A 23,144-nucleotide genomic window follows, 5' to 3' on the forward strand; every position below is an offset into this window, starting at 1 on the left:
ACGCCGGCGGGAAGCCCCTCCAACGTCGCGACAAGCGCGGGTCCGTGCGACTCCCCCGCGGTCAGCCAACGCAACCTGCTCAACGGATGCTCCTCATGCTCGCGCCTCGAACTGCGGTCTTCGTCGGCGCGGCCGGGTGCGCGGCCCTGGCCCGCCACCCCTGATCCTCCCACGACCTGAGTCGGGAACCGGCGCCCGGTCCACCTGGCGGACGGGCCTCGACCACGGCGCGACCAGGGCACGGGCCGGGCGCGACCCGGGGCCTACCGTGCGGCGAGGGCGTGCTCCCCGGCCTTGCGCATGGCGTCCAGCGGCGCCGGCGCGCGTCCCGTCATCTGCTCGACCTGCAGCACCGCCTGGTGCACGAGCAGGTCGAGTCCGCTGACGACCGCTCCGCCGTACGCCGACCAGCGGGCCGCGAGAGCGGTGGGCCACGGGTCGTACAGCACGTCGAAGAGGGTGGCCGGCCGCTCGGGCACGAGAGCTGACAGCGTGTCCGTCGTGCCCGCCGGGGTCGTGGCGATCACCAGGGGGGCGCTGAGCGCCTCCCGCGCGTCCTCCCACGCCTCGGTCCTGACCTCCACGTCGAGCCGCTCGCCCCACTGCCGCATCTCGGCGGCGCGGGCGTCGCTGCGCACGTACGCGGTGACCTCGCCCGTGCAGATCCGCGCCAGGGCGGCGAGCGCCGACGACGCGGTGGCGCCGGCGCCCAGGATCGCGGCGGAGTCGACCTGTTCGATGCCGCGTTCGCGGAGCGCGGCGACCATGCCGGGCACGTCGGTGTTGTCGCCGAGCTTCCGGCCGTCCTCCGTGAACACCACCGTGTTCACGGCCTCGACGGACGCGGCGGTCCCGCTGATCTCGTCGAGCAGCGGAATGATCGCCCGCTTCAGCGGCATCGTCAGGGAAAGCCCCGCCCATTCGGGACCGAGCTCCCCGATGAACCCGGGCAGGGCCGCCTCATCGATCTCGAAACGGTCGTAGGACCAGTCGCTCAGACCCAGCTCCTCGTATGCCGCACGATGCAGCACCGGGGAGAGGGAATGGGCGATCGGGGAGCCAAGGACTGCGGCTCGTCGCTGCTGCGCGCTCATTGCCCCTTCAGGTATTTCTCGCGGTTCCGGTTCTGCTCTTCGTTGGTCTCCGCGAAGAGCGTCTTGTCCTCGCTGACGGAGACGAAGTAGTACCAGTTGCCCTTGGCGGGTTGCAGGGCCGCGTTCAGCGCGACCTCACCCGGGTTACTGATCGGCCCGGGCGGCAGGCCCTTGATCTTGTACGTGTTGTACGGGTCGTCGAGCTTGCGGAGCGCGTCGACCGTGCCGGTGCCGAGCTTGGACTCGCCACGCAGGTAGTTCACCGTCGAGTCGAAGTCCAACAGGCCGTACGTCTCGGTGTTGTTGGGCTTCAGACGGTTGTAGACGACCGTCGCGACCTTCTCGAAGTCGTGCTTGAACTTGCCCTCGGCCTGCACGAGGCTCGCCACGGTGAGAACCTGCAGCGGGTCCTTGAGGTGGAGTTCCTTGGCCTTCGACTGGAGGCCGAGCTCGTCGTATTTCTCGCTGGCCTCGGCGACCATCTTCTTGAGGACGTCCGCGGGCTTCTGGCCCTTCGCGACCGGATAGCTGGAGGGATAGAGGAATCCTTCCAGGGGGTCCTTGATGTCCTTGTTGCTATTCGCCCAGGAAGGAAGTCCGAGGCTCTTCCATTCCTTCTTGGCGACGTTTTCGGTGGTGCCCTTGGCGACCTTCAGACGTTTGTCGATCTCGGCGTAGACCCACGCGTTCCGCCGGCCCTCGGGAATGATGAGGTTGTTACGGCTCTTGGGACTGAGCATCAAATCGACGGCGCTCGCCGCGGACATGTGCTTCTTGAGGGTGTAGACACCCGGCTGAATGGACTGGCCCTTCGGGTGCTTGCCCTGGGCGGAGACGAACGCGTCGACGCTCTTGACGACGTCGGCGGCCTTGAGCTTCTGCCCGATCACGTAGCCGCCGGCGTCCTTGGGGATGTCGACGGTGATCCGCCCCGAGCCGTCGCCCGCGTAGTCCGGCGCCGTGCCGAAACGATCCTGATAGAACTGGTAGCCGAAGTAGCCGACCCCGCCGAGGCCGCCCGCGAAGACGACGGTGACGACCAGACAGGCGCAGCCGCTGCGGCGCTTCTTGCCCTTCTTGCCGCCACGCCCGCCGCGCCGGTCACCTCGGCCGCCCCGGCGACCGGGCTCGTCGTCATCGTCGTACTCGTCGTCGCCACCCGCGAAGAACGCGTGTTCGCCCTGGTCGGGGCCCGGATCCCAGTCCGTCTTCTCGGAGCCGGGCTCGGGCGTCGGGGAGCGACGGCCCGGCGGCTCCGGCGGTGCGTAGGCGTCGGGGGTGGAGTAGTAGTCGTGGCTCTCCGCGCCGTAGCCGCCCTGCTGGCCGCCGTAGGGGTCCATCGGATCGCCGCCGTACGGGACCTGGCCCTGCCCGCCGGTGTCCCAGCCGCCGTCGTAGCCGTGGTCGGAACCGCCGCCGTACCCCTGCCCGGGGCCCGAGCCGTATTCCTGACCGGGATCGCCGTGGTACTGCTGCTGACCGCCGTAGGACTGCTGGTCGTAGGACTGCTGCTGACCGGTGCTCCAGTCGCCGCCGTACGGCGACGGGTGCGGCTGCTGATGCTGGTGCGGCTGCTGCGGGTGGTACTGCCCCTGGCCGCCGTAGGTGGACGTGCCGCTCGCGGGCACCTGTCCTCCCCATCCGCTGTCCCCGTACAACGGGTCCTCCGGATGCCACGGTTCGGAGCCTGGGCCCCGGCCATACTCAGTCATCGATCCCCTACATGCCGCGAGGCGGGGCCGCCGTCGGGATGGCCGGGCAACCGTTCCGCCTCTTGATGCTGTGCGGCAGCTGTTCGAACACCGCCGCATCGCGCGGAACGTTACCGTATCGCGATCAGATGACCACTTCGACGCCCTCGCCGGGAGCTTTGCCTGACGCCCGTTCGGACTCCAGAGCCTGTTGGAGAATGATGACCGCGGCCGCCTGGTCGATAACAGACCTGCCCTTTTTGGACTTCACGCCGGAGGCGCGCAGGCCCTGACTGGCCGTCACTGTGGTCATCCTCTCGTCCACCAGCCTCACCGAAATGGGGGCGACCATGCGGGCGAGGTCCTGGGTGAACACGCGGATCTTGGCGGCCGCCGGGCCCTCGCCCCCGTTGAGGGAGCGAGGGAGGCCGACGACGATCTCGATCGGCTCGTACTCGTCGGCGAGCTGTTTCAGGCGGCGCTGCGCCGCCGGGACGTCGCGCCCCGGGACCGTCTCGACCGGCGTGGCGAGGATCCCGTCGGGGTCGCACGAGGCGACCCCGATCCGGGCGTCACCGACGTCGATCGCGAGGCGTCGGCCCCGGCGCATGCCCTGGGCAGGCTCGGTCATCAGGCCGTCTCGGTGACGAGGCGCTCGACGGCGGCGATCGCGTCGGGCACGGCGGCAGCGTTCTGGCCGCCGCCCTGGGCGACGTCCGGCTTGCCGCCGCCACCGCCGCCGAGCGTCTTGGCGGCGGTGCGGACCAGGTCACCGGCCTTGAGCCCGCGCTCGCGCGCGGCTTCGTTGGTGGCGATGACCGTCAGCGGACGGCCGTTGGCCGTGGTGAACAGGGCGACCACGGCCGGGCGGTCGCCCTGGATGCGGCCGCGCACGTCGAGGACCAGCTTGCGCAGGTCGTCGGCGCCCGTGCCGTCCGGCACCTGACCGGTGACGAGGGCGACACCGCGGACGTCCCTGGCGGACTCGACGAGACCGGCGGCGGCCTGGAGGACCTTCTCCGCGCGGAACTTCTCGATCTCCTTCTCGGCGTCCTTCAGCTTGGCGAGCATGCCGGAGATCTTCTCCGGAAGCTCCTCCGAGCGGCCCTTGACCAGCTCCTGGAGCTGGGCGACGACCGTGTGCTCCTTGGCCAGGTAGTTGTACGCGTCGACGCCGACCAGCGCCTCGATGCGGCGCACGCCGGAGCCGATGGAAGACTCGCCGAGCAGCTTCACCAGACCCAGCTGGGCGGTGTTGTGGACGTGCGTGCCGCCGCACAGCTCCTTGGAGAAGTCGCCGATGGTGACGACGCGGACGCGCTCGCCGTACTTCTCGCCGAACTCGGCGATGGCGCCCTGCTTCTTCGCCTCGTCGATCGACATGACCTCGGCCTGGACGTCCAGCTCGTGGGCGAGGACCTCGTTGATCTTCTGCTCGACGTCCGTCATCACGGCCGTGGGCACGGCGGACGGCGAACCGAAGTCGAAGCGGAAGCGGCCGGGCTGGTTCTCGGAACCGGCCTGGGCGGCCGTCGGGCCGAGCGCGTCGCGCAGCGCCTGGTGCGTGAGGTGCGTGGCGGAGTGGGCACGGGCGATGGCGCGGCGGCGGTGGGCGTCGATCGACGCCCACACCGGGGCGCCGACGGTGATCTCGCCGACCTGCACGACGCCCTTGTGGACGTGCACGCCGGGCACCGGCTTCTGCACGTCACGGATCTCGACGACCGCGCCGCTGTCCAGGCGGATGCGGCCGGTGTCACCGATCTGGCCGCCGCCCTCCGCGTAGAAGGGGGTGCGGTCGAGGACGATCTCGACCTCGTCGCCCTCGGTGGCCGCGGGCGAGGAGACGCCGTTGACCAGGAGGCCGACGATCTGGGCCTCGTTCTCCGTGAGGGAGTAGCCGGTGAAGTCGGTGGCGCCGGAGGCGTCGGCGATCTCGCGGTAGGCGTGCAGGTCGGCGTGGCCGGTCTTCTTGGCCTTGGCGTCGGCCTTGGCGCGGTCCCGCTGCTCCTTCATCAGGCGGCGGAAGCCGTTCTCGTCCACGGAGAGGCCCTGCTCGGCGGCCATCTCCAGGGTGAGGTCGATGGGGAAGCCCCACGTGTCGTGCAGCAGGAACGCCTTGTCGCCGGAGAGGACCGTGCCGCCCGCGGCCTTGGTCTCGGTGACGGCGGTGTCGAGGATGTTCGTGCCGCCCTTGAGTGCCTTGAGGAAAGCGGCCTCTTCGGCGAGGGCGACGGTCTCGATGCGCTTGCGGTCGGTGACGAGCTCCGGGTACTGCAGGCCCATCGTGTCGATCACGACGTCGACGAGGTCCTTGACGACCGGTCCGGTGGCGCCCATCAGGCGCATGTTGCGGATGGCGCGGCGCATGATGCGGCGCAGGACGTACCCGCGGCCCTCGTTGCCGGGCGAGACGCCGTCGCCGATGAGCATGGTCGACGTACGGATGTGGTCGGCGACCACGCGCAGGGAGACGTCCGAGCCGTGCTCGGCGCCGTAGCGCACGCCGGTGAGCTCGGTGGCCTTGTCCATGACGACGCGCAGGGTGTCCGTCTCGTACATGTTCTGCACGCCCTGCAGGATCATCGCGAGACGCTCGAGGCCGAGGCCCGTGTCGATGTTCTTCGACGGGAGCTCACCGAGGATCGGGAAGTCCTCCTTGCCGTCACCCGCACCGCGCTCGTACTGCATGAAGACCAGGTTCCAGATCTCCACGTAACGCTCGTCGTTGACGGCGGGGCCGCCCTCCTCGCCGAACTCCGGGCCGCGGTCGTAGTTGATCTCGGAGCACGGGCCGCAGGGTCCGGGCACGCCCATGGACCAGAAGTTGTCCTTCTTGCCCAGGCGCTGGATGCGCTCGGCCGGCACGCCGACCTTCTCGCGCCAGATCTGCTCGGCCTCGTCGTCGTCGAGGTAGACGGTGATCCACAGACGCTCGGGGTCCAGACCGAAGCCGCCCTTGTCGACCGGGCTGGTGAGCAGCTCCCAGGAGAGCGTGATGGCGCCCTCCTTGAAGTAGTCACCGAAGGAGAAGTTGCCGCACATCTGGAAGAACGTGCCGTGCCGGGTGGTCTTGCCGACCTCTTCGATGTCGGGCGTGCGCACGCACTTCTGCACGCTGGTGACGCGCGGTGCGGGCGGCTTGACCTCACCCAGGAAGTAGGGCTTGAAGGGGACCATGCCTGCGGGGACGAGCAGCAGAGTCGGGTCGTCCGCGATGAGCGACGCCGAAGGGACGACGGTGTGCCCGCGCTCCTCGAAGAAGCTCAGCCAGCGGCGGCGGATTTCAGCCGACTCCATCAGTGGTCCTCATTCCGGTTGTACTGCGTCTTCATGTCGTTCTTGTAGCTGCTGTGGCCCTCGATGACCGCGAAGCGGCGCGGCGGGGCCAGTTCGGCGTCGGGATCGTTCCGCAGGCCCAGCGCCTCGCCCAGTTCGGCTTCGCGCTCGGCCATGCCGTCGCGGATGTCGAGCGCGAAGTCCTTCAGGCGGTGACCCGTCTCGATCGCCTTGTTCGCGGCCTGCGCGGCGAGGCTCTCGGGGGTCAGCTGCTTGAGCTTGCGGTTGACCTTGGTGGTGGCCCATACGCCGGCGGCTGCGCCCGCGGTGAACCAGAAAGTACGGCGGAACATCGCTGCGTCAGTCCCTCTTACTCCGGTCGGCCCGCTTGGCCCGCCGCGCGGACGGGACGGTGCGACCCACGATCACCGTACGACGGGACGGCTTGGCGGGCATGTCGTTTGCTTCGGGGCCGGGCTTGCGGCTGATCGCCCGGCGCACGCCGTAGCCGAACGCGGCCACCTTCACGAGGGGGCCGCCGAAGGTCGAGGCGACCGTCGTGGACAGCGCCGACGCGTTCGACGTGACTTCCTGGACGTCGGAGGCGATGGCGTCGACCCGGTCGATCTGGGTCTGCGCGGAGCGCACCGCGGTGGAGGCGTCCGCCAGGAGGGGCACCGCCTGCTCGGTCACGTCCGCGACGAGTTTGGTGGTCGCCCTGAGCGTCTGGGCCAGCCTCGCCAGTGCCACCGCGAGGAAGGAGACCAGGATCGCCCAGAAGACGGCCACCAGGACCCCGGCAACCTCTCCACCCGACACTTGGCACCGCTCCCTGAATCTCGTCCCTGAACTTCGTACCCGAACATCGAAAAAGTCGTTCTCCGACCCTATCGCGCCGGGGGCGTCGCTCCGTACCGCATTCCCCTTGGCCGCCGCAGGAGTTGTTCGAAGTGATTGTACGGACCGCATACGAATGAGTACGCTCCGTACCCCATGCGACCCATTCCGTCCGGCAATCTCCCTCTGGAGCTGACCGCCTTCGTCGGGCGCGGCACCGAACTCGCCGAGCTGGCCACGGCGTTGGAGTCCGGTCGGCTCGTCACCGTGACCGGGGTCGGCGGGGTCGGGAAGTCGCGCCTGGCCGTGCGGGCCGCCGCCCGGTGCGGACTGCCCGACGGCGCCTGGCTGGTGGACCTCTCGGCGCTGCGCGACCCGGACCTCCTGGAACACGCGGTCGTCGAGGCCCTGGGGCTGACCGACCACACGAAGCGGCCGCCCCGCCAGGTCCTGCTCGGGCACCTCGCCGAGCGGGAACTGCTCCTGGTCGTCGACGGCTTCGAGCACTTGGTCGACGCCTGCGCGTCGCTGGTCCGTGACCTCCTCACGCACTCCCCCGGCCTGCGGGTGCTCGCGGTGGGGCGCAGGCCCCTGGAGACCGAGGGCGAGCGGCTCTTCCCGCTCGCGCCGATGCCGGAGCCGGACGCGGCGGCGCTCTTCACCGACCGGGCCACGGCCGGACTGCCCGGGTTCACCGTCGACGACGGCAACCGCGCGGACGTCATGGAGTTGTGCCGTCGCCTGGAGGGGATTCCGCTCGCCGTGGAGCTGGCCGCGGGCCGGCTGCGGGCCCTCTCCCCCGCGCAGCTGCTCACCCGGCTCGACGACCGGTTCCGGCTGCTGACCGGTTCCCGGCGCGACGTGCTGCCGCGCCACCAGACGCTGCGGACGGCCATCGGCTGGAGCCACGAGCTGTGCGCGCCGCGGGAGCGGCTGCTGTGGGCGCGCCTCTCGGTGTTCGCCGGGCAGTTCGACCTCGAGGCCGTCGAGTACATCTGCGCCGGGGACGGACTGCACGCCGAGGACGTCCTGGACGTCCTCGAAGAGCTTCTCGCGCAGTCCGTCGTGACCCGTGAGGAGTGGCCCGCGGGCGTGCGCTACCGCATGCTCGACACCGTCAGGGCCTACGGCGGCGACTGGCTGGAGGCGGCGGGCGAGGGCGCGCGGCTGCGGCGCAGGCACCGCGACTGGTACATGGGGCTCGCCACCTGGTGCGAGCTGGACTGGTTCTCGCCGCGCCAGGAGCAGGTCGCCGCCCTCGTCGACGTCGAACTCCCCAACCTGCGGGCGGCGTTGGAGTTCTGCCTGACCGAGCCGGACGAGGCCCATCTGGGGCAGTACCTCGCCGGCACGCTCTGGTTCTCCTGGGTCGGGTGCGGGCGGCTCGCGGAGGGCAGGCACTGGCTGGACCGCGCTCTGGAGCTCGACGGCGGCCACGACGACTCCCGGCTCAAGGCGCTGTGGGTGCTCGGCTACGTGGCCGTGCTGCAGGGCGACACGGTCGCCGCGCTCGCCGCGCTGCACGAGTGCCGCGAGGGGGCGGAGCGCTCGGGCAGCGCCGTCGCGGCGGCGTACGCGGAGCACCGCATCGGCTGTCTGGCCCTGGTCACGGACGACCTGCCGCGCGCGGAGACGCTGCTGCGCTCCGCCCTCGATCAGTACCGGGCGATCGGCGAGCTGAACAGCAACGTCCTGATGGGGCAGACCGAGCTCGCCATGGCGCTGGCCTTCCGCGGCGAGCTCGCCGCCGCGGTGGAGCTCTGCGAGCACGTGCGCCTGGTCTGCGAGGACCACGGTGAGCGCTGGGCCCTCGCGTACGCTCTTTACGTCCTCGGCTACGCGGCGTGGACCCGCGGTGAGGCGGAGACGGCGCGGGAGCTGCTCGCCGAGTCGCTGGACATCGACCACCGCTTCCACGATCTGCTCGGCACGGTGCTCTCCATCGAGCTGCTGGCGCTGTTCACGGTGACGGAGGGCGATCCCGCGGAGGCGGCGGTGCTGCAGGGCGCCGCGGACGGCATCTGGCCCTCGGTGGGACTGCCGCTGTTCGGTTCGGCGCACTTCGGCGGGCCGCGGGTGCTGTGCGAGGAGCGGGCCCGCGAGGCGCTCGGCGACGAGCGGTACGAGGAGCACGTGCGGGTCGGCGCGGGGCTCGACCTGGACGCGGCGGTGGCCAGAGCGCTGCGCACGGGCCCAGGAAACGACCGAACCCGCCGCCTGCCCCGCCGGGAAGGGCGGGGAGGCGACGGGCTGAAGCAGGGTGAGCTACGTCCGGGTCAGCGGGCGTAGTACTCGACGACGAGCTGCTCGTCGCAGATCACGGGGATCTCCTTGCGGTTCGGGTCGCGGTCCAGGCGGAAGGCCAGGGCCTTCAGGTTCACCTGGAGGTAGCGCGGGGTCTCGCCGTCGGGGGCGAAGCCACCCTCACGCGCGACCTGGAACAGCGGCTTCTCGCGGCTGCGCTCGCGGACCATCACGACGTCGTCGGGACGGACGCGGTACGACGGCTTGTCGACCTTGCCGCCGTTGACCTCGATGTGGCCGTGCACGACCATCTGGCGGGCCTGGTAGATGGTGCGGGCGATGCCCGAACGCAGAACCAGGGCGTCGAGACGACGCTCCAGCTCGATGACCAGGGCCTCACCGGTCTTGAGCTGCGTCTTGGACGCACGCTCGTAGGCACGGACGAGCTGGCGCTCGGAGAGGTCGTACTGCGCGCGCAGACGCTGCTTCTCGAGCAGACGGACCTTGTAGTCCGAGTTCTGCTTGCGCCCACGGCCGTGCTCGCCCGGCGGGTAGGGGCGGGCCTCGAAGTACTTGACGGCCTTCGGGGTCAGCGCGATGCCGAGGGCACGCGACTTCTTGACCTTGGGGCGGGACTGGTTCGGCATGAACCAACCTCTCTGTTCATTGTGAAATCGGCTTCACCAGTGGTTAGGGGAGGTCGCATCCGCAGCCTGGGAAACCTCACGAGCCATGGGCTCACGAGGCAGCCGCTCCCTGGTCTGGGCACTATGTGCAGCACGCGAGTGGCCCACCGACCGATTCCCGGAGTACGAGATGGTGGTGGGCTGCCCGCGACACCTTCGACGGTGCGCGACGCTCCTGGATCCCCGGTGCCTCGCGGCGGTGGGGTTCCGGCTGGATGTCCCGTTCTGGTGGTGCCGGTACGAGACCGGTCACGGGACGCAGCACTCCGGGCAAGTGTACCGGGTGCGGCGGGGTGCTTCAGCCCGGGGCGGACGGGCCCGAGCCCGGGCCGTGCAGCTCCTAGTTCTCGGGCTGCTCGCCCTTGAGGCGGGCGCGGACGCGGTCGACCACGTCGGCGTACCGCGCCTCGGCGCCGTATCTCGTGGGCTGGTAGTAGCGCTTGCCCTCGATGGTGTCCGGGGCGTACTGCTGGGCGGCGATACCGCCCGGGACGTCGTGCGGATACACGTACCCCTGGGCGTGGCCGAGCTTGGCCGCGCCCTTGTAGTGACCGTCGCGCAGGTGGGGCGGGACGGGTCCGGCGAGGCCGCCGCGGACGTCGGCCTGGGCTTGCTGGATGGCGATCGTCGCGGCGTTCGACTTCGGGGCCAGGGCGAGGGCGATCGTGGCGTGGCTGAGGGTGAGCGCGGCCTCCGGGAAGCCGATCATGGCGACGGCCTGGGCGGCGGCGACCGCGGTGGGCAGGGCCGTGGGGTCGGCGAGGCCGATGTCCTCGCTGGCGGAGATCATCAGGCGCCGGGCGATGAAGCGGGGGTCCTCGCCCGCCTCGATCATGCGGGCCAGATAGTGCAGGGCGGCGTCCACGTCCGAGCCGCGGATGGACTTGATGAGGGCACTCGCCACGTCGTAGTGCTGGTCGCCGTCCCGGTCGTACTTCACGGCGGCCCGGTCGACCGACTCCTCCAGGGTCCGGAGGGTGATCTCCTGCTCGCCCTGGGCCAGGGCCGAGCCGGCGCCCGCCTCCAGGGCGGTGAGCGCGCGCCGGGCGTCGCCGCCCGCGATGCGCAGCAGATGCTCCTCGGCCTCTTCGGGCAGCTCGACCGCGCCGCCCAGGCCCCGCTCGTCGGTGAGCGCGCGGCGCAGCAGGCCGCGCAGGTCGTCGTCGGTGAGTGGTTCGAGAGTGAGCAGCAGGGAGCGCGAGAGCAGCGGGGAGATGATCGAGAAGTACGGGTTCTCGGTGGTCGCCGCGATCAGCGTGACCCAGCGGTTCTCCACGGCGGGCAGCAGGGAGTCCTGCTGGGCCTTGCTGAAACGGTGGATCTCGTCGAGGAAGAGGACGGTCTCCTTGCCGTGGCCGCCCATCGCCCTGCGGGCCCCGTCGATGACGGCGCGCACTTCCTTCACGCCCGCGGTGATCGCGGAGAGCTCGACGAAGCGCTTGTTCGTGGCCTTGGACACGACGTACGCGAGGGTGGTCTTGCCGATGCCGGGCGGGCCCCACAGGAACACCGAGGAGGGGCCGGCGGGTCCTCCCCCGCCCTCGCCCACCAGGCGGCGCAGGGGTGAGCCCGGCTTCAGCAGATGCTGCTGGCCGACGACTTCGTCGAGGGTGCGCGGGCGCATCCGGACGGCCAGGGGACTACTGGACGGGTCCTTCTCCTGGCGGTCTTCGGCTGCGGCGGTGAACAGGTCGGGCTCCACGTCAAGAACCCTATGTCACCCCACTGACAATCCCTCCGGTGCCCGGTCAGGCCCAGAGGTCGGCGCCCCAGCGCGTGAGGATCAGCATCGCGATGACGCCGGTGTGCATCACGGGCAGGGCCCAGGTGAAGTCGGCCAGGAAGCTCTTGGCCCAGCCCGGCGCGGGCAGGAAACCGGCCCGGATGTTGAGGGACGTGACGTACCAGAAGATCAGGAGCGTGGCGACCCAGGCCAGGCAGCACCAGAGGCAGAGCGCGTTGATGTGGTAGAGCGACTGGATCATCAGCCAGGTGCAGAATCCGACCCCGAAGAGCGCGCCCGCGTTGAACGTCAGCCAGTACCAGCGCGGGAAGCGGGCCCGTCCGAGCAGGCTCATGCCGACGCAGATCACGATGCCGTAGGCGACCAGGCCCAGCATCGGGTTCGGGAAGCCGAACGCCTCCGCCTGCTCGCTCTTCATGATGCTGCCGCAGGCGACGACGGGGTTGATGCTGCAGCCGGGCTGGAAGTTCGGGTCCTTCAGGAGCTCGAACTTGTCGAGCGTGATGACCCAGGAGGCGAGCAGACCGGCCGCGCCCGCGATCACCAGAAGCAGAGCGAGCGCACGGCTGCCGCCGACGGCGCGGGGAGCGTCCGCGCGGTCCCGGTCGTCCAGGGCGTCGTCCTTCGCTGACATCGTTTTGCTCATCACGCCGTTCCATCGCTTAGTGGGGCCGCGGGCACGCACATTGTGCCGCACCCATGCGGGTGTCCACCGTTCGATGGACATAAGGAGGCACGTACGGGGGTTCCGGCACTGCCTCCCCCGGAGCGAGGTCGCAGGGCTCTGCCCCGGACCCCGCTCCCCGCTCCTCAAGCGCCGGAGGGGCTCTTCTACTTGCCCAGCTTGGCCGTCAGCGTCGGCACGATCTCATCCACCGCGACTGCCTCCTGCTCGCCGGACTCCATGTCCTTGAGCTGGACGACGCCCTCGGCGAGGTCACGCTCACCGGCGACGACGGTGAAGCGCGCGCCGCTGCGGTTGGCGTTCTTCATCGCGCCCTTGAGGCCCTTCCCGCCGAACGAGAAGTCCGCCGCGACCCCGGCCTTGCGCAGCTCCGTCACCTTGGCGAAGAGGACCCGGCGCGCCTCGTCGCCCAGCGGTACCGCGAACACGCTGGTGGCCGAGGGCAGTTCGAGCTCGACGCCCTCCGCCTCCAGGGCAAGCACCGTACGGTCCACGCCGAGCGCCCAGCCGACGGAGGGCAGCGAGGGGCCGCCGATCATCTCGGACAGGCCGTCGTAGCGGCCGCCGCCGCCCACCGCGGACTGCGAGCCGAGGCCGTCGTGGACGAACTCGAAGGTCGTGCGGGTGTAGTAGTCCAGGCCGCGGACCAGCTTCTCGTCGTCCTCGAAGGCGACGCCCGCCGCGGTGATCAGCTCGCGGACCTGCTCGTGGTACGCCTTGCAGGCGTCGCAGAGGTAGTCGCGCAGCGAGGGCGCGCCCACCAGCTGCTTCTGGACGTCGGAACGCTTGTCGTCGAGGACGCGGAGTGGGTTGATGTCGATACGTCGACGTGTCTCCTCGTCCAGGTCGAGCCCGCGCAGGAAGTCCTGCAGCGCGGCCCGGTAGACGGGACGGCACTCCTTGTCGCCCAGCGAGTTGAGCAGGATACGGAAGTTCCGCAGGCCCAGGGCGCGGTACGCCTGGTCGGCCAGGATGATCAGCTCGGCGTCGAGCGCCGGGTCCTCGGCTCCGATCGCCTCGGCACCGACCTGGGAGAAGTGCCTGTAGCGGCCCTTCTGAGGGCGCTCGTAGCGGTAGTACGAGCCCGAGTACCAGAGCTTGACCGGGAGGTTGCCGGCCTTGTGGAGATTGCCCTCGAGCGCGGCGCGCAGCACGGAGGCGGTGCCTTCGGGGCGCAGCGCGAGTTCGTCGCCGCCCTTGGTGGTGAAGGCGTACATCTCCTTGGTGACGATGTCGGTGGACTCACCGACACCGCGTGCGAAGAGCTCGACGTTCTCGAAACCGGGCGTCTCGATGTAGCCGTATCCGGAGTTGCGCAGCGGCGCGGCGATCGCCTCGCGCACCGCGAGGAACTTCGCGGAGTCCGGCGGAAGCAGGTCGTACGTGCCCTTGGGGGCCTTGAAGGTGCTCACGGAATTTCTCTCGTCACATTCCTCGTCGCGGGGCGGACGTCTCGTCCGCGCCCAGGCCGGCGGCCACCTGCCGCAGATACGGGTTGGTGGCGCGCTCCTGGCCGATGGATGTCTGGGGGCCGTGGCCGGACAGCACCACGGTCGAGTCGTCGAGCGGCAGGCACACGCGGCCCAGCGACTCGAGGATCTCGGTGTGGCTGCCGCCGGGCAGGTCGGTGCGTCCGATGGAGCCGGCGAAGAGCAGATCGCCCGAGAAGAAGACCGAGGGGATCTCGGATGTCTCGGGCATCTGGAAGGTCACCGACCCCTTCGTATGGCCCGGTGCGTGCGCGACGGAGAAGTCGAGGCCCGCCAGCCTCAGATCGGCGCCGTCGGTCAGCTCCCGCAGGTCGTCGGGCTCCCCCACCGTCAGCTCGCCCATCAGCGGCATCCCGATGGAGCGGCCGAGGGCCTTCTCGGGGTCGCTCATCATGTACCGGTCGGAGGGGTGGATCCACGCGGGCACGTCGTGCGCTCCGCACACCGGGACGACCGAGGCGACATGGTCGATGTGGCCGTGGGTGAGGATGACCGCGACGGGCTTGAGCCGATGCTTCTCGAGTGCGTCCTCGACTCCCTGGGCGGCCTGGTGGCCCGGGTCGATGATCACGCACTCCTCGCCTGCGGCGGGGGCGACCAGATAGCAGTTGGTGCCCCAGGCCCCGGCGGGGAACCCGGCAATGAGCACGATCGTCCTTCGTTCGTCGTCCGGCGGGAGGTGACCGCGCTCCCCGGCGGAGAACGCGGCAGATCAGAGCCTACCGGCGCTGCCGATTCCACAGGTAACCCATATACGGTACGGGGCACATTCAGATGGTCCCGGAATGGGTCCCAGGACAAGGGGAGAGACCCGGTGGTCAGCAACGAGCAGCGGCGGCGGCAGCTCGCCCGGGAGAAGTTCGCGCGCCAGCAGGAGCGGCGGGAGGCCGCGCGGCGCAAGGCCCGGATGCGCAACGCGGTGATCGCTGGGGCGCTCGCGGTGGTGGTAGCGGGCGGTGCGGTGTCGTACGCGGCGGGCGCCTTCGACGGCGACGGGTCCTCGAAGGACGACGCGGCCGCGCGGCCCACCAGCACACCGAAGGACCCATGCGAGAAGGCGGCGCCCGGCAAGGTGAAGCCCTTGAGCTTCAAGAAGGAGCCGGCGCTCGACCTCGACAGGTCCGCCGACTACACGATGAACCTGAAGACGACGTGCGGCGACATCGGTCTCGACCTGGACGCGGCGAAGGCCCCGCACACCGTCAACTCGTTCGACTTCCTGGTGAACAAGGGCTATCTCGACCACACCAAGTGCCACCGCCTGACCACCGGCGGCATCTACGTCCTGCAGTGCGGCGACCCCCAGGGCAACGGGCAGGGCGGCCCGGGCTATTCGATCCCGGACGAGAACCTCAAGGACAAGCGCCTGAAGGGGAACGTGTATCCGGCGGGCACGGTCGCCATGGCGAACCAGTACAACGCGTCGAAGAAGAAGGGGAGGAACTCCGGCGGCAGCCAGTTCTTCCTCGTCTACCAGGACAGTCAGCTGCCGCCCGACTACACACCGTTCGGGACCATTTCCGATTCCGGGATGAAGGTTCTCAAGAAGATCGCGGCCGCCGGGGAGAGCAGCGGGCAGGGCGACGGCGCACCGAACGCGACGGTCGTCATCGACAAGGCCACCGTCACGAAATCCTGACCGCCGGTGGGCAAACTTCGCTCGCGCTGGATGCGGACAGCCGCCCCGCAAGTCGCCTATGTTGGCGGTGACGAAACTGTGGACGATGCCGGGGGCCCGAAGGCCCTGCGCAGGCATCATGTGGAGGAGGCGCTGTGAGCAGCGACCCGTGGGGCCGCGTCGACGAGACGGGGACCGTGTACGTGCGTACGGCCGACGGCGGCGAGCGAGTGGTCGGTTCGTGGCAGGCAGGATCTCCGGACGAGGCCCTCGCCTACTTCGAGCGCAAGTACGACGGTCTGGTCGTCGAGATCGGACTTCTCGAGCGCCGGGTGAAGACCACCGACCTGTCGGCCAAGGACGCCATGACCGCCGTGGACCACCTGCGCCAGCAGGTGGACGAGGCGCATGCCGTCGGCGATCTCGACGCCCTGAGCAAGCGGCTCGACAAGCTCGTGGAGAGCGTCGAGTCGCGCCGCGAGGAGCGCAAGGTCCAGAAGGCCAAGCAGTCCGACGAGGCGCGGCACGCCAAGGAGGCCCTGGTCACCGAGGCCGAGGAGCTGGCCCAGAGCGAGCAGTGGCGGGCGGCGGGTGAGCGGCTGCGGGCCCTGGTCGACACCTGGAAGGGCCTGCCGCGCCTGGACCGCAAGTCGGATGACGAGCTGTGGCACCGCTTCTCGCACGCCCGCTCGGCGTTCTCCAAGCGGCGCAAGGCGCACTTCGCGTCCCTCGACGCCCAGCGCGAGGAGGCCCGCAAGACCAAGGAGAAGCTGGTCGGCGAGGCCGAGGCGCTGTCGAGCTCGACGGACTGGGGCCCGACGGCCGCGCGTTACCGCGACCTGATGGCCGACTGGAAGGCCGCGGGCCGCGCCCAGCGCGAGCACGAGGACGACCTGTGGAACCGCTTCCGCGGCGCCCAGGACGTCTTCTTCGCGGCGCGCAGCGCGGTCTTCGCGGAGCGCGACGCGGAGCAGGGCGAGAACCTCAAGCTCAAGGAGGAGCTGGCCGACGAGGCCGAGAAGCTCGTCCCGGTGACGGATCTGAAGGCGGCCCGTGCCGCGTTCCGCTCCATCAACGAGCGCTGGGAGGCCATCGGCCACGTCCCGCGTGACGCCCGCCCGAAGGTCGAGGGCCGGATGCACGCCGTGGAGCGGGCGCTCCAGGAGTCCGAGGAGGCCGAGTGGCGCCGGACGAACCCGGAGGCACGGGCTCGGGCCGAAGGCCTGACGGGGCAGCTGCAGGCGGCGGTGGACAAGCTGACGGAGCAGATCGAGAAGGCGCGCACCGCGGGCAACAACGCCAAGGCCGACAAGCTCCAGAAGGAGCTCGACGGCCGTCAGGCGCTGCTCGACCAGGCCGTCAAGGGTCTGCACGAGTTCGGCGGCTGACACGGCCTTCACGACTCATGGGTCCGCCCCCGGCGCTCTGCGCGCCGGGGGCGGACCCATGTTGTGACAGGAGTCAGGGTCTGCGCGTCGAGGTGACCCTGTAGACGTCGTAGACGCCCTCCACTCCCCTGACCGCCTTGAGGACGTGTCCCAGGTGCTTGGGGTCGCCCATCTCGAAGGTGAAGCGGGAGGTGGCGACGCGGTCGCGGGAGGTCTGCACGGCCGCCGACAGGATGTTCACGTGCTGGTCCGAGAGGATGCGCGTGACGTCGGAGAGCAGCCGCGAGCGGTCCAGGGCCTCGACCTGGATGGCGACCAGGAAGACCGAGGACTGGGTGGGCGCCCACTCGACCTCGAGGATGCGCTCGGGTTCGCGCGAGAGCGAGTCCACGTTGACGCAATCGCTGCGGTGGACCGATACGCCGCTGCCGCGGGTGACGAAGCCGATGATGGGGTCGCCCGGGACGGGCGTGCAGCAGCGGGCCAGCTTGACCCACACGTCCTCGACGCCCTTGACCACGACGCCCGGGTCGGCGTTGGAGCGCCGCTTGCTGCGCCCGCGCGAGGGCGGCGCGCTCTCGGCGATGTCCTCGTTGGCCGCCTCCTCGCCGCCGAGGGCCTGGACGAGCTTCTGCACGACGGACTGCGCGGTGACGTGGCCCTCGCCGATCGCCGCGTACAGCGACGAGATGTCGGGGTAGCGCATCTCGTGCGCGAGGGTGACCAGGGAGTCGCCGGTGAGGATGCGCTGGATCGGCAGGTTCTGCTTGCGCATGGCGCGCGCGATGGCGTCCTTGCCCTGCTCGATCGCCTCGTCGCGGCGCTCCTTGGAGAACCACGCGCGGATCTTGTTGCGCGCCCGCGGCGACTTGACGAAGCCGAGCCAGTCGCGGGACGGGCCCGCGCCCGCGGCCTTGGAGGTGAAGACCTCCACCAAGTCGCCGTTGTCCAGGGTCGATTCGAGCGGTACGAGACGGCCGTTGACCCTCGCCCCTATGGTGCGGTGGCCGACCTCGGTGTGCACCGCGTACGAGAAGTCGACCGGGGTCGCGCCCGCCGGGAGCGCTATGACGTCGCCCTTCGGCGTGAACACGAAGACCTCGTTGCGCGAGAGGTCGAAGCGCAGCGACTCCAGGAACTCGCTGGGGTCCTCGGTCTCCTTCTGCCAGTCGAGCAACTGGCGCAGCCACGCCATGTCGTTGAGGTGGTCGTCCTTGCCACCGGCCTTGCGCGGTACGTCGGTGCGCACCTTGGAGGCACCGGCGACGGCCTCCTGCTTGTACTTCCAGTGCGCCGCGATGCCGTACTCGGCGCGGCGGTGCATGTCGAAGGTACGAATCTGCAGCTCGACGGGCTTGCCGTTGGGGCCGATGACCGTCGTGTGCAGCGACTGGTACATGTTGAACTTCGGCATCGCGATGTAGTCCTTGAACCGGCCGGGGACCGGGTTCCATCGCGCGTGGACGGTGCCGAGCGCGGCGTAGCAGTCGCGCACGGTGTCGACGAGGACCCGAATGCCCACCAGGTCGTAGATCTCGGCGAAGTCGCGGCCTCGCACGATCATCTTCTGGTAGACGCTGTAGTAGTGCTTCGGGCGTCCGGTGACGGTGGCCTTGATGCGGGCGGCGCGCAGGTCGGCCTGGACCTCGTCGGTCACTATGGCCAGGTACTCGTCGCGCTTGGGCGCCCGCTCGGCCACGAGCCGGACGATCTCGTCGTACATCTTGGGGTAGAGGATCGCGAAGGCGAGGTCCTCCAGCTCCCACTTGATGGTGTTCATGCCCAGGCGGTGCGCCAGCGGAGCGTAGATCTCCAGGGTCTCGCGGGCTTTCTTCTCCTGCTTCTCGCGCTTGAGGTAGCGCATCGTGCGCATGTTGTGCAGGCGGTCGGCGAGCTTGATGACCAGGACGCGGGGGTCCTTGGCCATGGCGACGACCATCTTGCGCACGGTCTCGGCCTGCGCGGCCTCGCCGAACTTGACCTTGTCCAGCTTGGTGACGCCGTCGACGAGCAGGGCGACCTGGTCGCCGAAGTCGCGCTTGAGGGTGTCCAGGCCGTACTCGGTGTCCTCGACGGTGTCGTGCAGGAGCCCGGCCATCAGGGTGGCCGGGTCCATGCCCAGTTCGGCGAGGATCGTCGTCACGGCGAGCGGGTGCGTGATGTACGGGTCGCCGCTCTTGCGCTTCTGGCCGCGGTGCCAGCGCTCGGCGACCTGATAGGCGCGCTCGATCTGGCGCAGCGTGGCCGTCTCGATCTTGGGGTCGTTGCTGCGCACTATGCGCAGCAACGGCTCGAGGACCGGGTTGTACGGGTTGGAGCGCTGCACGCCGAGCCGGGCGAGGCGGGCCCGTACCCGGTTGGAGGAGCCGGAACGGCCCGGCTGCCCCGTGGCGGGCCGGATCGCGGGGGCCGTCGGATGGTGGTCCGCGGCCGGCTTCGGGCGGGGCTGCTCGGCCGGTTTGTCGCCCCGAGAGACCTCTCCCTGGGCGCGCTGCGCGGACGTGCCGCCCTGCGCGCCTTCTGCCTTCTGCGCGGGCGCGGCGGAGCCCGCCGAGGCCTGCTTGGCCCTCTGGGCGGCCTTGGCGGCGGTGAGTGGCTGGGACTCGTCTGGCAAGAGCGCTCCCTGTGCGCGATCGGGGTCCCCCGGTCAGGCCCCGAAGAACCCATGGTATCGATCCTGGGCCGTCGGTTCCCCTTCGGCCGATGAGACGCCTCTGTACTGGAGAAACGCAAGGGGCGGTCCGTGGATTCCACGAGGACCGCCGCTCCGGTCCCCCGGCGGCGCCCTCCCGGCGCCCGCGGCGCCGTGGACGTCCGCCCGGGGCCCCGTCCAGAGCGCGAACCGGCCGAAACGACGACGGGCGCCCCGGAGACCTCCGGAGCGCCCGTCGTGCCGTACCGCCCGCCGTCTCAGACGGTGATCAGGGCCTCGAGCGGCGCCCCGTCCAGGGCGCGCTCGAGCTTCGCCCGTCCGCCGAGGAAGCCGAGCTCCATGAGGACCGCGACACCGGCCACCTCGGCGCCCGAGCGGCGGACCAGGTCCAGCGAGGCCGCCGCGGTGCCACCGGTGGCGAGGACGTCGTCGATGACCATGACGCGGTCGCCCGCGGCCAGGTCCTCGGCGTGCACCTCGATCTCGGCGCTGCCGTACTCCAGGTCGTAGCTCTGCTTCAGCGTCGCTCCGGGGAGCTTGCCCGCCTTGCGTACGGGGATGAAGCCGAGCCCGGCGCGGAGTGCGACGGGGGCGCCCAGGATGAAGCCGCGGGCCTCCAGGCCGACGATCTTCGTGGCGCCGTGCCGCACGCTGAGGTCGGAGAGGGTCTCCGTGAGCGCGGCGAACGCGACCGGGTCGGCGAGGAGCGGGGTGATGTCCTTGAACATCACGCCCGGCACCGGGTAGTCCGGGACGTCACGGATGCGGCTGAGCAGCAGCTCCGTGACGCCTGCGAGCTCGGTCATCGGCGCTTCCCCGACGGGCGCCCCTTGCCGCGGCTGCGGGACGCGGGCTGGGTGCGGGGACCGACGACGGCCGGTGCGGCGTTGTCCGCCAGGTCGTCGTCCTGCTCGTCCCCGTCGCCCGCGGACACCGGCGCCTCCGCGGACTCGCCCTTCGCCGCGGCCGCCGCGCGCTTGGCGAGCACCCGCTTCTTGAGCGCCTTCATCTGCGGCTCGCGCTCCTTGAAGTCGGCGACGAGCGGCGTGGCGATGAAGATCGAGGAGTACGCACCGGCCGCGAGGCCGACGAACAGCGACAGCGAGATGTCGTTGAGCATGCCCGCGCCCAGGGCGCCGCCACCGATGAACAGCAGGCCCGCCACCGGGAGCAGCGCGACGACCGTGGTGTTGATGGAGCGCACCAGGGTGCCGTTGATGCTGCGGTTGGCGAGTTCGCTGTAGGTGTACCTGGTCTGCTTGGTGATGTCCTTCGACTGCTCCTTCAAGCTGTCGAAGACCACCACCGTGTCGTACAGCGAATAACCGAGAATGGTCAGCAGACCGATCACCGTGCCGGGGGTGACCTCGAAGCCGACCAGTGCGTACACACCCACGGTGATGGTGATGTCGTGGATCAGCGCGATCAGTGCGGCCAGGGCCATGCGCCACTCGAAGGCGATGGCCAGGTAGATCACCACGAGGACCATGAAGATCGCGAGGCCCTGCCAGGCCTTGTTCGCGATCTGGTCGCCCCAGCTGGGGCCGACGAGGTCGGCGTCGATGTCGCCGGCCTTCACGTCCAGCTCGTCGGCCAGCGACTTCTTGATCTGGTCGGACTTCTTGATGTCGACGCCCGCGATCTGGATGCGGAGCTTGTCGTCACCCAGCTTCTGGACGATCGCGTCGTGGCCGGAGGCCTTCTCCGCGGCCTCTTCGGCGTGCGAGACCGAGGCGGTGGTCTTCGGGGTGTTGAAGACGGCACCGCCCTCGAACTCGATGCCCATGTTCAGGCCGCGCACCGCCAGGCCGACGATGGCCGTGATGGTGATCAGTATCGAGATGCCGTACCAGATCTTGCGCTTGCCGACGAAGTCGTAGCCGACCTCACCGCGGTAGAGCCTGGCGCCGAGATTGCCGAGTTTCGACATCTCACGCCTCCTTCGGGTCGACAGGGCCGGCAGGGGGAGCGGGGGTCCGGCGGGACCGGCGCAGCGGGGGCTTGGCGCCGAGCCGCTGCGGGTCGAGGCCGGACCACTTGTGGCCGTTGGCGAAGAACTTCTTGCGCGCCATGAGCGTCATCAGCGGCTTGGTGAAGAAGAACACCACGACGACGTCGAGCAGCGTGGTCAGGCCGAGCGTGAACGCGAAGCCCTGCACCTTGCCGACCGTGACCACGAAGAGCACGGCGGCGGCGAGGAACGACACGAAGTCGGAGACCAGGATGGTACGCCGGGCGCGCGGCCAGCCGCGCTCGACGGCGGGGCGCAGCGTGCGGCCCTCGCGGATCTCGTCACGTACGCGTTCGAAGAACACGATGAACGAGTCCGCGGTGATGCCGATCGCAACGATCGCACCACACACCGCGGGCAGGTTGAGCGCGAACTTAATGGTCGGGCCGAGCAGCGTCATGATCGTGTACGTCAGCGCCGCGGAGACCAGGAGGCTCGCGATGGCGATGAGCGAGAGGCCGCGGTAGTAGGCCACGAGGTAGACGATGACGAGCGCGAGGCCGATGGCGCCGGCGATCAGGCCCGCCTTGAGCTGCTCGCCGCCGAGGGCCGGGCTGACCGTGGTGACGCTCTGCTCGTGGAAGGTGAGCGGCAGGGCGCCGTACGAGAGGACGTTCGCCAGGTCCTTCGCGGACTGCTGGTTGAAGTTGCCGGAGATCTCGGCGTTGGCGCTCAGGGTCGTGTTGACGCTGGGGGCAGAGACGACGTCACCGTCGAGGACGATCGCGAACTGGTTCTGCGGGGGCTGCTGCTGCGAGAGCTTGCTGGTGACCTCGGAGAACTTCTTCGAGCCGCCCTTGGTGAAGTCCATGTTGACGACCCAGGCACCCGTTTCCTGCCTGATGGTCGCCTGTGCCTTCTTGACGTCCTTGCCGTTCACCTCGGCCGGGCCGAGGATGAACTTGTCCCACGTCTTGCCGTCGGGGCTCTTGCCACAGGCGATGGTGGGGTCGGAGGGCTTGACGCCCAGGCCGGCCTCGGCGCGGGCCTTCTTGTCCGTGCAGTCGAGCTTGGTGAACTGCTCCTGCAGCTTGGCGGTGGCCGGGTCCGGGGTCGGCGCCTTGTCCTGCTTGCCGTCCTTGCCGTCCTTGGCCTTGTCCGACGGCGTCGGGTCGTCCTTCAGCGCCTCGCTGACAGCGCGGCCCTGGGGCGACGCGGTGCCGGTCGGCGAGTTCGCCTTGTCGGTGGCCTTGTCCGTGGCCTTGTCGGTGGCCTTGTCCGTCGCCTTGCCCTTGTCCTTGTCCTTCTCCTTGTCCGTGCCGGACGAGGGGCTGGTGGACGGCTCGGGCGTGGGCTGGCCGGGGGCCTGCGTGATCACCGGACGGAAGTAGAGCTGAGCGGTCGTGCCGACCTGCTCGCGCGCCTGCTTCTCGTTCGACCCCTTGGGAATGTTGACAATGATGTTCTTGTCGCCCTGGGTCTGAACCTCGGCCTCGGAGACACCCAGACCGTTGACACGGTTGTTGATGATGTCAACCGCGGTGTTCATGTTGGTCGGGTTGATCGCGTTCTTCTGGCCCGGCTCGTTCTTGGCCTCGAGCGTGATGCTCGTGCCGCCTGCGAGGTCGATGCCCAGACGCGGCGTGGTGTGCCCGGAAAGGAACATTCCCCCCGTGAGCGCCACGAGGGCGATCAGGATGAAGACCAGTGAGCGTCCCGGCTTGCCCGGGGCACTCTGCCTTCGGCCCTTCTTCGGTGCTGCCACCTTCTCGTTCTCCCTGTCC

General features: G+C 69.8%; 18 protein-coding genes. 3 read left to right on the forward strand and 15 right to left on the reverse strand.

From position 1 onward, the window contains the following. Window positions 1-263: 263 nt before the first annotated feature. From ACZ69I_RS34335 to ACZ69I_RS34360, 6 genes are all read right to left on the reverse strand, one after another. A complete protein-coding gene (locus tag ACZ69I_RS34335; RefSeq protein WP_470836459.1) occupies window positions 264-1,094 on the reverse strand; it encodes a shikimate dehydrogenase in 831 nt (276 codons plus the stop codon). Beyond that, window positions 1,091-2,806 (reverse strand): endolytic transglycosylase MltG, encoded by a 1,716-nt coding sequence (gene mltG / locus ACZ69I_RS34340; protein ID WP_470836461.1) that lies wholly within the window; start codon window positions 2,804-2,806, stop codon window positions 1,091-1,093. The genes ACZ69I_RS34335 and mltG overlap by 4 nt, the downstream gene beginning before the upstream one ends. 124 nt (window positions 2,807-2,930) lie before the next feature. Further along, window positions 2,931-3,416, reverse strand: a complete 486-nt coding sequence (gene ruvX, locus ACZ69I_RS34345) for a Holliday junction resolvase RuvX (RefSeq protein ID WP_467679401.1) — start codon at window positions 3,414-3,416, stop codon at window positions 2,931-2,933. Next, the gene (alaS, locus tag ACZ69I_RS34350) at window positions 3,416-6,085 is read right to left on the reverse strand and encodes an alanine--tRNA ligase (RefSeq protein WP_470836463.1); all 2,670 of its coding nucleotides are present in this window, start codon (window positions 6,083-6,085) and stop codon (window positions 3,416-3,418) included. Before alaS ends, ruvX begins: the two co-directional genes overlap by 1 nt. After that, window positions 6,085-6,417, reverse strand: a complete 333-nt coding sequence (locus ACZ69I_RS34355) for a DUF6167 family protein (RefSeq protein ID WP_467679397.1) — start codon at window positions 6,415-6,417, stop codon at window positions 6,085-6,087. Before ACZ69I_RS34355 ends, alaS begins: the two co-directional genes overlap by 1 nt. A 7-nt stretch (window positions 6,418-6,424) precedes the next feature. Next, window positions 6,425-6,883, reverse strand: coding sequence for a DUF948 domain-containing protein (locus ACZ69I_RS34360; RefSeq protein WP_467679395.1), 459 nt, complete (start codon window positions 6,881-6,883; stop codon window positions 6,425-6,427). A gap of 174 nt (window positions 6,884-7,057) precedes the next feature. Between ACZ69I_RS34360 and ACZ69I_RS34365 the strand changes: the two genes are divergently transcribed. Then, window positions 7,058-9,190, forward strand: a complete 2,133-nt coding sequence (locus tag ACZ69I_RS34365; protein ID WP_470836465.1) for an ATP-binding protein — start codon at window positions 7,058-7,060, stop codon at window positions 9,188-9,190. Here ACZ69I_RS34365 and rpsD read toward each other — a convergent pair. The 5 genes from rpsD to ACZ69I_RS34390 all read right to left on the reverse strand — a co-directional run bounded on the left by rpsD (window position 9,178) and on the right by ACZ69I_RS34390 (window position 14,399). Further along, window positions 9,178-9,792, reverse strand: coding sequence for a 30S ribosomal protein S4 (gene rpsD / locus ACZ69I_RS34370; RefSeq protein ID WP_055563995.1), 615 nt, complete (start codon window positions 9,790-9,792; stop codon window positions 9,178-9,180). The genes ACZ69I_RS34365 and rpsD overlap by 13 nt on opposite strands. A 379-nt stretch (window positions 9,793-10,171) precedes the next feature. Further along, the gene (locus ACZ69I_RS34375) at window positions 10,172-11,533 is read right to left on the reverse strand and encodes a replication-associated recombination protein A (RefSeq protein ID WP_470836466.1); all 1,362 of its coding nucleotides are present in this window, start codon (window positions 11,531-11,533) and stop codon (window positions 10,172-10,174) included. Window positions 11,534-11,579: 46 nt separating this feature from the next. Next, on the reverse strand, window positions 11,580-12,221 hold the full coding sequence (locus ACZ69I_RS34380) for a vitamin K epoxide reductase family protein (protein ID WP_470836467.1): 642 nt from the start codon (window positions 12,219-12,221) through the stop codon (window positions 11,580-11,582). A gap of 185 nt (window positions 12,222-12,406) precedes the next feature. Continuing rightward, on the reverse strand, window positions 12,407-13,672 hold the full coding sequence (gene hisS / locus ACZ69I_RS34385; RefSeq protein ID WP_467679387.1) for a histidine--tRNA ligase: 1,266 nt from the start codon (window positions 13,670-13,672) through the stop codon (window positions 12,407-12,409). A gap of 13 nt (window positions 13,673-13,685) precedes the next feature. Further along, window positions 13,686-14,399 (reverse strand): MBL fold metallo-hydrolase, encoded by a 714-nt coding sequence (locus tag ACZ69I_RS34390; protein ID WP_470836468.1) that lies wholly within the window; start codon window positions 14,397-14,399, stop codon window positions 13,686-13,688. Between the two features lie 165 nt (window positions 14,400-14,564). On the opposite strand from ACZ69I_RS34390, the gene ACZ69I_RS34395 reads away from it, so the two are divergent. Both ACZ69I_RS34395 and ACZ69I_RS34400 read left to right on the forward strand, forming a co-directional pair. Then, the gene (locus tag ACZ69I_RS34395; protein WP_467679383.1) at window positions 14,565-15,389 is read left to right on the forward strand and encodes a peptidylprolyl isomerase; all 825 of its coding nucleotides are present in this window, start codon (window positions 14,565-14,567) and stop codon (window positions 15,387-15,389) included. 134 nt (window positions 15,390-15,523) lie between these two features. Next, the gene (locus tag ACZ69I_RS34400; protein WP_467679381.1) at window positions 15,524-16,756 is read left to right on the forward strand and encodes a DUF349 domain-containing protein; all 1,233 of its coding nucleotides are present in this window, start codon (window positions 15,524-15,526) and stop codon (window positions 16,754-16,756) included. A gap of 73 nt (window positions 16,757-16,829) precedes the next feature. On the opposite strand, the gene ACZ69I_RS34405 is transcribed toward ACZ69I_RS34400, so the two are convergent. The 4 genes from ACZ69I_RS34405 to secD form a co-directional block, all read right to left on the reverse strand. Then, window positions 16,830-19,370, reverse strand: a complete 2,541-nt coding sequence (locus ACZ69I_RS34405; protein ID WP_470836469.1) for a RelA/SpoT family protein — start codon at window positions 19,368-19,370, stop codon at window positions 16,830-16,832. 296 nt (window positions 19,371-19,666) lie between these two features. Then, window positions 19,667-20,215 (reverse strand): adenine phosphoribosyltransferase, encoded by a 549-nt coding sequence (locus ACZ69I_RS34410; RefSeq protein ID WP_470836470.1) that lies wholly within the window; start codon window positions 20,213-20,215, stop codon window positions 19,667-19,669. Beyond that, the gene (gene secF / locus ACZ69I_RS34415; protein ID WP_467679375.1) at window positions 20,212-21,339 is read right to left on the reverse strand and encodes a protein translocase subunit SecF; all 1,128 of its coding nucleotides are present in this window, start codon (window positions 21,337-21,339) and stop codon (window positions 20,212-20,214) included. The genes ACZ69I_RS34410 and secF overlap by 4 nt, the downstream gene beginning before the upstream one ends. 1 nt (window position 21,340) lies before the next feature. Then, window positions 21,341-23,125, reverse strand: coding sequence for a protein translocase subunit SecD (gene secD / locus ACZ69I_RS34420; RefSeq protein ID WP_470836471.1), 1,785 nt, complete (start codon window positions 23,123-23,125; stop codon window positions 21,341-21,343). Between the last annotated feature and the right edge of the window lie 19 nt (window positions 23,126-23,144).

It is taken from the genome of Streptomyces sp. NPDC036815 (genome assembly GCF_055609205.1).

Bases quoted from the DNA above. Each gene is read 5' to 3' on its own strand.
- ACZ69I_RS34335 (WP_470836459.1), bottom strand. From the start codon at position 1,094: ATGAGCGCGCAGCAGCGACGAGCCGCAGTCCTTGGCTCCCCGATCGCC.
- mltG (WP_470836461.1), bottom strand. From the start codon at position 2,806: ATGACTGAGTATGGCCGGGGCCCAGGCTCCGAACCGTGGCATCCGGAG.
- ruvX (WP_467679401.1), bottom strand. From the start codon at position 3,416: ATGACCGAGCCTGCCCAGGGCATGCGCCGGGGCCGACGCCTCGCGATC.
- alaS (WP_470836463.1), bottom strand. From the start codon at position 6,085: ATGGAGTCGGCTGAAATCCGCCGCCGCTGGCTGAGCTTCTTCGAGGAG.
- ACZ69I_RS34355 (WP_467679397.1), bottom strand. From the start codon at position 6,417: ATGTTCCGCCGTACTTTCTGGTTCACCGCGGGCGCAGCCGCCGGCGTA.
- ACZ69I_RS34365 (WP_470836465.1), top strand. From the start codon at position 7,058: ATGCGACCCATTCCGTCCGGCAATCTCCCTCTGGAGCTGACCGCCTTC.
- rpsD (WP_055563995.1), bottom strand. From the start codon at position 9,792: ATGCCGAACCAGTCCCGCCCCAAGGTCAAGAAGTCGCGTGCCCTCGGC.
- ACZ69I_RS34380 (WP_470836467.1), bottom strand. From the start codon at position 12,221: ATGAGCAAAACGATGTCAGCGAAGGACGACGCCCTGGACGACCGGGAC.
- ACZ69I_RS34410 (WP_470836470.1), bottom strand. From the start codon at position 20,215: ATGACCGAGCTCGCAGGCGTCACGGAGCTGCTGCTCAGCCGCATCCGT.
- secF (WP_467679375.1), bottom strand. From the start codon at position 21,339: ATGTCGAAACTCGGCAATCTCGGCGCCAGGCTCTACCGCGGTGAGGTC.